A 2,500-nucleotide genomic window follows, 5' to 3' on the forward strand; every position below is an offset into this window, starting at 1 on the left:
GCACGACAGGGTGGTATTTCAAGGATGGCTCCACCACAGCTAGCGCCATGGTTTCATAGCCTCCCACCTATCCTACACAGACGAACTCAACGTTCAGTGTAAAGCTATAGTAAAGGTTCACGGGGTCTTTCCGTCTTGCCACGGGAACGCTGCATCTTCACAGCGATTTCAATTTCACTGAGTCTCGGGTGGAGACAGCGCCGCTGTCGTTACGCCATTCGTGCAGGTCGGAACTTACCCGACAAGGAATTTCGCTACCTTAGGACCGTTATAGTTACGGCCGCCGTTTACTGGGGCTTCGATCAAGAGCTTCGCCTTGCGGCTGACCCCATCAATTAACCTTCCAGCACCGGGCAGGCGTCACACCCTATACGTCCACTTTCGTGTTTGCAGAGTGCTGTGTTTTTGATAAACAGTCGCAGCGGCCTGGTTACTGCGACCCTCTTCAGCTATAGCTCGCACGAGCCACCAAAAAGGGTGCACCTTCTCCCGAAGTTACGGTGCCATGTTGCCTAGTTCCTTCACCCGAGTTCTCTCAAGCGCCTGAGAATTCTCATCCTACCCACCTGTGTCGGTTTACGGTACGGTCTGCGTAAGCTGAAGCTTAGGAGCTTTTCCTGGAAGCGTGGTATCAGTGACTTTGCCATAAAGGCTCGTCTCGGTGCTCGGTCTTAGAGGATCCCGGATTTGCCAAAGATCCAAACCTACCGCCTTTCCCCAGGACAACCAACGCCTGGTACACCTAACCTTCTCCGTCCCTCCATCGCACTTACGCGAGGTGCAGGAATATTAACCTGCTTCCCATCGACTACGACTTTCGTCCTCGCCTTAGGGGCCGACTCACCCTGCGCCGATTAACGTTGCGCAAGGAAACCTTGGGCTTTCGGCGTGCGGGTTTTTCACCCGCATTATCGTTACTCATGTCAGCATTCGCACTTCCGATACCTCCAGCAGACTTCTCAATCCACCTTCAACGGCTTACGGAACGCTCCTCTACCGCGCATACGAAGTATGCACCCCAAGCTTCGGTTCTGTGCTTAGCCCCGTTAAATCTTCCCCGCAGACCGACTCGACCAGTGAGCTATTACGCTTTCTTTAAAGGGTGGCTGCTTCTAAGCCAACCTCCTGGCTGTCTGTGCCTTTCCACATGGTTTTCCACTTAGCACAAAATTTGGGACCTTAGCTGTGGGTCTGGGTTGTTTCCCTTTTCACGACGGACGTTAGCACCCGCCGTGTGTCTCCCATACAGTCCGTCTCGGTATTCGGAGTTTGCAATGGTTTGGTAAGTCGCGATGACCCCCTAGCCATAACAGTGCTCTACCCCCGAGAGGATACATATGAGGCGCTACCTAAATAGCTTTCGAGGAGAACCAGCTATCTCCGGGTTCGATTAGCTTTTCACTCCTAATCACACCTCATCCCCTACCTTTGCAACGGGAGTGGGTTCGGGCCTCCAGTGCGTGTTACCGCACCTTCACCCTGGGCATGACTAGATCACCCGGTTTCGGGTCTACTGCCCGCGACTATGCGCCCTTATCAGACTCGGTTTCCCTTCGCCTCCCCTATACGGTTAAGCTTGCCACGAACAGTAAGTCGCTGACCCATTATACAAAAGGTACGCAGTCACTCCTTGCGGAGCTCCTACTGCTTGTACGCACACGGTTTCAGGTTCTATTTCACTCCCCTCTCCGGGGTTCTTTTCGCCTTTCCCTCACGGTACTGGTTCACTATCGGTCGGTCAGTAGTATTTAGCCTTGGAGGATGGTCCCCCCATGTTCAGACAGGGTTTCACGTGCCCCGCCCTACTCGTCTTCACTGAAATGGCCCTTTCAGATACAGGGCTATCACCTTCTATGGCCACTCTTTCCAGAGTGTTTTCCTAGAACCAAATCAGCTTAAGGGCTAGTCCGCGTTCGCTCGTCGCTACTTACGGAATCTCGGTTGATTTCTTTTCCTCTGGTTACTTAGATATTTCAGTTCACCAGGTTCGCTTCCAGCAGCTATGTATTCACTGCAGGATACCCGCAAGCGGGTGGGTTTCCCCATTCGGACATTACCGGATCAAAGCTTGTTGCCAGCTCCCCGATACTTTTCGCAGGCTGCCACGTCCTTCATCGCCTCTGACCGCCAAGGCATCCACCGTGTGCGCTTATTCGCTTGACCATATAACCGCAAGTTGCCTTGGGTTACATATGACCCGGGGGTACAAAGCCCGGATACGAATATAACGACTCAATCAATAAAGAGACTTGCGTCTCTCGCCTTAGCCTCACGACACGTCTGATAGAACATCTCAAACGCTCGCTACGTCACAAGTTTTAAAAGAACACGTACCAGCCACAGTGCTGATACGTATAAAGATCGAATGTATGCGTCATTCAGAGAATGGTGGGTCTGGGAGGACTCGAACCACCGACCTCACCCTTATCAGGGGTGCGCTCTAACCACCTGAGCTACAGACCCGGAGCTTGTTTCTTAATCTCCCTGGTGGAGCCTGTCG

At 52.8% G+C, this 2,500-nt stretch carries 2 tRNA genes and 1 rRNA gene (2 of these 3 cut by a window edge); all 3 read right to left on the minus strand.

The features are described 5' to 3' along the window. Positions 1–2,163: ribosomal RNA gene (locus ACSDHM_RS18750) — 23S ribosomal RNA — on the minus strand (it extends 715 nt beyond the left edge of the window). 223 nt (positions 2,164–2,386) lie between these two features. Next, positions 2,387–2,463 (minus strand) — tRNA-Ile (locus tag ACSDHM_RS18755). A gap of 22 nt (positions 2,464–2,485) precedes the next feature. Further along, positions 2,486–2,500: transfer RNA gene (locus tag ACSDHM_RS18760), tRNA-Ala, on the minus strand; it runs 61 nt beyond the window's last position.

The sequence above is a fragment of the Stenotrophomonas sp. T8 genome (genome assembly GCF_051853085.1).
Classification (GTDB): domain Bacteria; phylum Pseudomonadota; class Gammaproteobacteria; order Xanthomonadales; family Xanthomonadaceae; genus Stenotrophomonas; species Stenotrophomonas sepilia.